Source organism: Rhodococcus sp. NPDC060086, assembly GCF_042730275.1.
GTDB lineage: Bacteria > Actinomycetota > Actinomycetes > Mycobacteriales > Mycobacteriaceae > Rhodococcus.
In genome coordinates, this window is sequence record NZ_JBHWWZ010000062.1 from 19,567 (window position 1) to 27,008 (window position 7,442).

A 7,442-nucleotide genomic window follows, 5' to 3' on the forward strand; every position below is an offset into this window, starting at 1 on the left:
GAGACCGGGCTCATGTCAGCGAGCATCGGCTGCCTCCACGGGGCCGGACGTGCGCAGCACCGCACCTGTGTCGTCGAGTGCCTCGACGGTGACGAAGGTCGGTGAGACGGGTGCGGTGGGGGACGCACTGTCGACGGGGATCATAGTGACCGTTTCGAATCCCGTTGCGGCCACATCGGTGACATGGATCGGAGCGCCTGATTCCGGTCCGGACCGAATACGCCACGCTGCGACCTCGGTGGCGCCGTTCCAGCTCACTGCGATCTCGATCGGTCCGGTGCCGGTGGAGTCGACCCGGCGAGCAACCACCGCCGGCGGCTCCGTCGGCGTCCCAGTCCAGTCGAACACGTGAGCTCGATACGAGTACATGCCTTCGGGGAGACTTGCGTGCCACAGAACTGAACCGTTCGCGTCGAATTCGGTGGCGGTGGGAAGCGAGCCCCATCCGACGAAGCTGTGGCCGTCGGACAGGACCTGGTGGTTCGCCTGTGTCGCGCTGGTACGTGGATCAGGATTCTCGAACGCTCGAGTAGCCGACACGGTGCGGGCCCGTTCATCGAGATCGAGAATCAGAGCTCGCGAGGGCACCCCCGCCGCTTCGTCATCGGACACGTTGTCCAGAAGGCTGATTCGCCCGTTCGGGAGCCACCGCACATCGTGCTGCCACGCGAAGTGCGCTTCGTCGTCGAGTGCAAAATCGCTGCGTGAGCCGCCGAGACGCCACAGTACGTCACCGGTGTCGCGGTCGATCTTGTACAGCGCGTGGGTGTGTCGAGCCGACAGCAGCAGGTTTCCGTCGGCATCCTCGTCGACGGAGTTGATGTGGAAGTAGTCATGGCGTTCTTCCGGGTCGACGGGCTCGGGCAGCATCGATTCGGACGGATCGACATGGTCGAGGCTGTTCCATTCGAAAAGCACTGCACCGGTACGGATGTCGATTTCCTGGATGATCGCGGACAGGAGTGGCCGACCTCGGTGCTCGGTGGCGTACGAAGTGAGCAGCGCGGTATCGCGCGGTGTGACCACCAGATCGTGGAAATCGGCAGCGTGTCCGTTTCCTGCGGCAACGGACGCAACCTGCCGGTAGGACGTGTCCAGGATTCGGTACGTCCCCTCACCCCAGCCGACACCGGATGATTTCCCCTCCCAGTAAGTGAGCACGGGCTGTCCACGGTAGCTCTGCACGTCGACATCATTGATGTAGGTGCCACCGTCCGGGTCATCGTGGGGCATCGTCCAAACCGGGTTGCCGTCGCGGTCGATGACGAGCAGTCCGGTATCGGGGTCGTCGTTGCCCGGATCATGGACACGCGGGGTCAAGAACACCAGGCCCTCCGACTCCTGCCGTGGGGTCAGGATTTCGACGGCTGGAGGGGCAAGATCGGGGCGCGACATGAACTGCGAGGCATACGGCTGAGCATCGTCGTTCGTGTCGGGGGTGTCACCGGCCCCCATACAGGCCGCGACGACCAGGCAGGCGGCGATCGGGATTATCCGGCGCGCCGGTCTGTGCACAGAAGCCCCCAGGGTCGTATGGGCGGTTGAGGCAGATCAATGCTACGTGATGTGGTTCATGGCCCCGGCCGGACCTGGTGGGGCCCCACAGGTACAGGCCCCAGGACTTCGCGTCGTAGCGTCGGTGGTTCCGATCCGGTTGAGCGAACGGCACACCCGGTAGGTCTGACGAGACGAAGGATCCGTTCGCTCGGATGCGGGTCCGTTTTGCTGCCATGATCACGTGATGAACAGTGCGCAACCCGCGCGAGTGCGGGTTCACGACAGGAGATCACGATGACAGCCGAGGCACCTGCGACCCACCGCCCGCGACGGCACATTCTGCGGTGGATCCTGGTTGTGCTCGCACTCGTCGTGGTGATTGCGGTCGCGGGCTTCGTGCTGAGCCCGACGCCGGGCGCACTCGTCGTCAGGGCAGTGTTCGAGCGGGACGCAATCCGGCTGACGGCGAATCTCGAGGAGGGCGCGCCGGCAACCGATCTCGTCGCAGACCTCGCCTACCGCGACGACGACCCCGATGCATACCTCGACGTGTATACGCCGACGGGGACGGTGGAGTCGCTCCCCACCATCGTGTGGACGCATGGAGGCGCGTGGATATCCGGCAATCGCAAGAATTACGCCGGGTACTACCAGCGACTTGCGGACGCCGGGTTCACGGTGGTATCCGTCGGCTACTCGCTCGCGCCGGAACACCGCTATCCGACCGCAGTCCACCAGCTCAACGACGCGCACGCCTACCTGCTCGCGCACGCAGAGAAACTACACATCGACACCGGGCGGATCGTGCTCGCCGGGGACTCCGCGGGCGCGCAGCTGTCGGCACAGCTCGCCGCGGCAATCACCGACCCCGAGGCCGCCCGTGGCCTCGGGGTGGAACCGGCGCTGTCTGCGGAGGCACTGCGTGGCGTGGTCCTCAATTGCGGTATCTACAACGTGCCTGCCATGGACGGTGCGGGCGGTCTGGTCGGATGGGGCGTCCAGCAGGCGCTCTGGGCCTACACCGGCGACCGTGACTTCGCGTCGTCGAAGGCTGCCCGGCAGATGTCGAGCCTGTTCGTCGTCACAGAGAACTTCCCGGCGGCATTCATCAACGGCGGGAACGCCGATCCGCTCACCGCCACGCAGTCGAAGCCGCTGGCGGGCAAACTGTCCGAGATCGGTGTTGCGGTGGACGAGGTCTTCTACCCGGACGATCACACGCCCGAACTCGGGCACGAGTACCAGTTCGACCTGTCGCTTCAGGATGCTCGCGACGCCCTCGACCGCACGATTACGTTCGTGCACAAGGTGACTGCATAGAGCCGCAGCGCATCATGAGGTCGCGAGATCGGGAAGTGGCACCGTCAGAATGTGTGCAGCGTCGTCGGTGACGGCGATGGTGTGTTCACTGTGTGCAGTGCGTGACCCGTCCGCGGACCGGATGGTCCAGCCATCCGGGTCGTACACGATCTTGTCGGTTCCCGCGGCGAACCACGGTTCGAGAGCGAGGGTGAGCCCGGGGCGCAGGACGAGACCGCGACCGGCCCGGCCGACGTTCGACACGTGCGGGTCCTCGTGCATGGTGCGTCCGAGTCCGTGCCCACCGAACTCGGTGTTGACCGGGTATCCGTACTCGGCTGCCACCGCGCCGATGGCGGCGGAGATGTCGCCCAACCTGTTGCCCGGCCTCGCTGCCGCGATGCCGGCGTCGAGCGCCTTCCGCGTGGCGTCGATCAGCCGGAGGTCTTCGTCCCGCGGCGTTCCGACGACGATGCTGCGTGCCGAATCGGCGACCCACCCGTCGATCGACACGGCGATGTCCATGGTGAGCAGGTCGCCGTCGCGCAGTATGTAGTCGTGGGGGAGTCCGTGCAGTACGGCATCGTTGACGGACAGGCAGATGACATTCCGGAACGGGCCGCGACCGAACGACGGTGAGTAGTCCCAGTAGCACGACACCGCACCGCGTTCCGCGATGAGATCGCGGGCACGGTATTCGAGGTCGAGGAGATTGACGCCGGGTGCGGCCCGGTGCGAGAGGTCGGCAAGTAGGTCGGCGATGAATGCCCCGGTGACGCGCATAGCGGCAACTTCTCCGGATGTTTTGAGTTCGAGCATCAGTGATCCTTCGGGAGTGGTCGAAACCAACGGTATCGGTATTTTAATACCACATGAGTGTAGGGTCATACGTATGGTTCGTCTTCCACTCACCCCGGAACAACTCGCGGCAGGTCGTCGCCTCGGTGGACGTCTCCGTGAGGCGCGCGGCACTCGCACGCTCACCGAAGTCGCGAGTGAGGCGGGGATCTCACCCGAAACTCTCCGCAAGATCGAAACCGGCCGGATGGCAACACCGGCATTCGCCACAGTTGCAGCGTTGGCGCAGGTCCTTGCGGTGTCCCTCGACGAACTCGCCGAGCTTGCGCTGGTGGCTCCCGTCGGTGATCCGGTCCGGTCGGCCGGGTAGCGCCGGGCCGCGTGGGTTTGGGCTGCGCTGAGACGGGGAACATTGCTACTCGAACCCTAGGTCGAATGAGTCGAAGGTAGGGACGAAGCGATGACGACTGCAACACCCGTACGGATCGATGACCCGAGTCGGGAGCAGGCCCTGACCGAAACCAGAACGGCAGGTGTCGTACTCCTGGTGATCATGGTCGTGCTCGGGGGTTTCGCTGTAGCGTTCACCGCCGGTTCTCCGCTCCTGGGAGTCGCGGTTGCCGTCTCGATCGGTGTCGGCGCGCCCGTGCTCGCCGCGCTGCTGTGAGGACGACCCGAGTGCTGTGAGCGAGCGCCACGAGTACAAGATCGAACCGGGTGATCCCCTGGTGGAGCCGTGATGTGGGCGAGCTATTGTTCCCGCCATGTCGAAAGCATTTTCCTTCACCACCGAATTCGAGCACAGCGTGGACACGGTGCACGCTGCACTGACCAGTGAGGACTACTGGAAGAGCCGCAGCGGCGCCGACGCCGACGGCAGCTCGATCACCGTGTCCTCTCCCGCCGGTCCCGGGACGATTCGCGTCGAGCTCACCGGGCGGATGGACCCTGCAGGTCTGCCCGCTGTGGTGCGGGGCATCCTTCGCGGTCCGCTGGAGATGAACCGGGCCGACGAGTGGAGCGCGCTCGACGGCGATCATGCGCAGGGTGCGATGACCGGAGGCTCCTCGAGCCTGCCCGTGTCGATCGAAGGTCGATCCGAGCTTCGCCCGTCTGCATCGGGTGGTTCCGTCGTCGAGGTCACCGGTGAAGTCGCGGTGAAGATTCCGGTCGTCGGCGGACAGGTCGAGGGCCTCGTCGTCCAGATGGTCGAGAGCATCGTCAACGGCGACGAGAAGGAACTGAACGACTGGCTCGCCGCCAAGTGACGAAAGTGGGGCCGCTCCGGCGGCCCCACTTTTCCGTAGGGTCGGGTGGCATGGGATTTCGAACACGCACCACCGCGACGTCTTCAGGCACGCACGGCGCGGGACGGGAGCGTGCCGCGCACCGTATTGCACGACGCGACGGGTGCCGCATCAACCGACTCGTCGGTGACGGTACGGACACCCGTTTTCCTCTCACCTATGTCCGGACAGGCCCACGCGGGCGAATCCCGATCCTGATCCTCCCCGGCGGACCAGGACTGGCATCTGCCGTTCCCTACCAGCGACTTCGGGTGCTCGCAGCCCGCGACGGGCTCGACGTGATCATGATGGAACATCGCGGAGTCGGCCTGTCCCGTCGAGACGAGCACGGACACGACCTGCCGGGCAGCGCGGTCACGATCGAGCGTGTCATCGATGACATGGCCGCGGTCCTGGACGCCGCCGACGTGCCACGCGCTCTCGTCTACGGGTCGTCCTACGGGACCTACCTGGCGCAGGGGTTCGGGGTCAGGCATCCGGAGCGGGTCGCGGGCATGATTCTCGATTCGCCGATGCTGTCCGTCGAGCAGGATCTCGACATGGTGCGTGCCCATCGTCGAGGGCTTTTTCTCGAGGGCTCCGACCCTGCCCTCGCGCCGGTCGTGGTCGCGGTGCGGGATGCGATCGACGCCGGCCTTCCGCAGGACGAGATCAGCGCGATAGTTCAGATCACCTACGAATTCGCCGGACCCGAGGTGCTCACGGAGATCTTGCGGGAACGCTCCCGTGGGCGGCTGCGTCGAACGTGGCAGACGGTGTCCCGACTCGGCCGGTCCGAGGTGGACGGAGCCGTGGTGCCGTACTACGCGGAAACCGATCTCGTGCGGGACATCATGTACCGCGAGCTGGGATACGGTCTCCCCACCGACGGCGAACCACTCGATCCTCAATCGATTTTCGCTGCGGCACGGCCGCATCCGCCGTTCGACGCCGAACCGTTCGATCTCCCCACTCGGATCCCAGAGTTCACGTGGCCCACAGCGGTGTTGTCGGGGGAGCGCGACCTACGCACGCCCCGGCCTGTCGCCGAACGTATCGTCGAACTCGTCCCCGAGGCCGTCCTCGTACCCGTCGCAGGGATGGCGCACAGTGCACTCGACACACACCGGCTCGTCGCGATCGGGGTGTCGGATTCCTGCTCGGAGTCGTTGAGTGGAAAAGGATTCGGACACGTGCCTGAACTTGCTCCGATGCTGTCGAGGTTGCCGAAGAAGGGTATGTCGAACGCTCTCGGCCGGGCGATCACTACTGCAGTGGGCCTCGGGAAACGCGCGGGGTCGGTCGCGTCGCTGATCCGCCTGGGGAGCCGGTGACGGTCTTGTGATCCGCGACACGCCGTGGTCGGTCGTTGCAGGTGTAGCGCTGTCGGAGCACTATCAGGCCATGTCGGCACCGTGGGACGACGATGGCGGCTTCGCATGGGAGCAGCGCGAAGCCGGACGCACCTGGGATCAGATCGGCGACGAGCTCGGCTGCCCCCCGCACGTGGCGCGCGAACTCGGCGAGCGGTACCACGCAGAATTCACCGCGTCGGCACTGCGCGATCAACTCCCGTTGTTCGATCTACCCGGCGGAGGTGGTTCCTAGCCGGTCGAATAGGGGGTAGATATGGGTATTGTCCCGGATGCTTTCCAATGGTCGCAGCGCGCACACTCGACATCGAGAATCTCCAGCAGCCGAAGGAGCTCGCGATGTCGAAGAATCGAAATACACTGTCTGCGTGCCTGATCGGATCGGTGATGCTGCTCGGCGGTGCCGCGACCGCGGGTGCTGCTCCGCCGTCTGCGGCACAAGAACTCGCATCCGATCTCCAAGCCATCGAAGAACTGCGCGTGCGTCAGCACGACGCGTGGAAGAACGGTGACGGCGATGCGTATGCCGCGATCCATACGCACGACGCCGATGTGGTGACGTTCAGCGGAGACCTGTTGCACGGCCACGACGAGATCGCGTCGGGCATGCAGTATTTCTTCGACACCTATGTCGGCGGCACCGAACTGAAGGAAGTCTCCGAGAACGTCGCATTCCCCCGCCCGGACATGGCGATCATCATCCGCACCGGGTGCGTGCTCTGGAACGGTGAGACGGAGTGCACCGACGAGGCGTTGTCTCGTAATACGAGCGTCGCGTTGAAGACGGACGGGCAATGGCTGATCCGCTCGTTCCAGAACACCCGCCTCGATCCGCTTCTGCCGAGGTGAGCTCTGTTCGTTCCGAGTTCATCGGATCATCACCGGGCGGTGACCGCGTTGATGCATTACCCCGCGACCATCGAATACATGCAGGCACTCGTGCCCGACTCGCTGTTCGGTTTCCTCCAGGAAAGTGGCCTGGCCGCCTCCGGAGGTGAGGCGGCGGCGCTCCTCATGGAAGGCGCTGTGTGCGTCAACCACATTCCTGTGCGGAGTCCACGCAAGCGACTGCAGGCCGGCGATGTGGTGTCGGTGTCGGATGGTCACGTCGTCGCGGTGTTCGGAACGACGTCCCTACTTTGACGAGAACGCAGCCCTGACGTTCGGAAACGCGCAGGTGGTGGGCGGT

At 65.0% G+C, this 7,442-nt stretch carries 10 protein-coding genes; 8 read left to right on the top strand and 2 right to left on the bottom strand.

The window, feature by feature from the left end; translation table 11 throughout:
• Nucleotides 1-15: 15 nt before the first annotated feature.
• The gene (locus ACFWB0_RS23140) at nt 16-1,515 is read right to left on the bottom strand and encodes an arylsulfotransferase family protein (RefSeq protein WP_378492733.1); all 1,500 of its coding nucleotides are present in this window, start codon (nt 1,513-1,515) and stop codon (nt 16-18) included.
• 276 nt (nt 1,516-1,791) lie between these two features.
• On the opposite strand from ACFWB0_RS23140, the gene ACFWB0_RS23145 reads away from it, so the two are divergent.
• Nucleotides 1,792-2,817 carry an alpha/beta hydrolase gene (locus ACFWB0_RS23145; protein WP_378492734.1) on the top strand — a complete coding sequence of 342 codons (1,026 nt, stop codon included), beginning with the start codon at nt 1,792-1,794 and terminating at the stop codon, nt 2,815-2,817.
• A gap of 12 nt (nt 2,818-2,829) precedes the next feature.
• Here ACFWB0_RS23145 and map read toward each other — a convergent pair whose 3' ends face one another.
• Complete coding sequence (gene map, locus ACFWB0_RS23150) at nt 2,830-3,615, bottom strand: type I methionyl aminopeptidase (RefSeq protein WP_378492735.1); 786 nt, start codon at nt 3,613-3,615, stop codon at nt 2,830-2,832.
• A 73-nt stretch (nt 3,616-3,688) separates the two neighbouring features.
• Between map and ACFWB0_RS23155 the strand changes: the two genes are divergently transcribed.
• From ACFWB0_RS23155 to ACFWB0_RS23185, 7 genes are all read left to right on the top strand, one after another.
• Nucleotides 3,689-3,964, top strand: coding sequence for a helix-turn-helix domain-containing protein (locus tag ACFWB0_RS23155; RefSeq protein ID WP_378492736.1), 276 nt, complete (start codon nt 3,689-3,691; stop codon nt 3,962-3,964).
• Between the two features lie 90 nt (nt 3,965-4,054).
• Complete coding sequence (locus tag ACFWB0_RS23160; protein ID WP_378492737.1) at nt 4,055-4,261, top strand: hypothetical protein; 207 nt, start codon at nt 4,055-4,057, stop codon at nt 4,259-4,261.
• 97 nt (nt 4,262-4,358) lie between these two features.
• Nucleotides 4,359-4,862, top strand: a complete 504-nt coding sequence (locus ACFWB0_RS23165; protein WP_378492738.1) for a DUF2505 domain-containing protein — start codon at nt 4,359-4,361, stop codon at nt 4,860-4,862.
• A gap of 50 nt (nt 4,863-4,912) precedes the next feature.
• The gene (locus ACFWB0_RS23170; RefSeq protein WP_378492739.1) at nt 4,913-6,214 is read left to right on the top strand and encodes an alpha/beta fold hydrolase; all 1,302 of its coding nucleotides are present in this window, start codon (nt 4,913-4,915) and stop codon (nt 6,212-6,214) included.
• A 7-nt stretch (nt 6,215-6,221) separates the two neighbouring features.
• Nucleotides 6,222-6,488 (top strand): hypothetical protein, encoded by a 267-nt coding sequence (locus ACFWB0_RS23175; RefSeq protein ID WP_378492740.1) that lies wholly within the window; start codon nt 6,222-6,224, stop codon nt 6,486-6,488.
• A 104-nt stretch (nt 6,489-6,592) separates the two neighbouring features.
• Nucleotides 6,593-7,102, top strand: coding sequence for an SgcJ/EcaC family oxidoreductase (locus ACFWB0_RS23180; protein WP_378492741.1), 510 nt, complete (start codon nt 6,593-6,595; stop codon nt 7,100-7,102).
• Between the two features lie 39 nt (nt 7,103-7,141).
• Nucleotides 7,142-7,396: an RNA-binding S4 domain-containing protein gene (locus ACFWB0_RS23185; RefSeq protein WP_378492742.1), complete on the top strand. Its 255-nt coding sequence runs from the start codon at nt 7,142-7,144 to the stop codon at nt 7,394-7,396.
• Nucleotides 7,397-7,442: the final 46 nt, after the last annotated feature.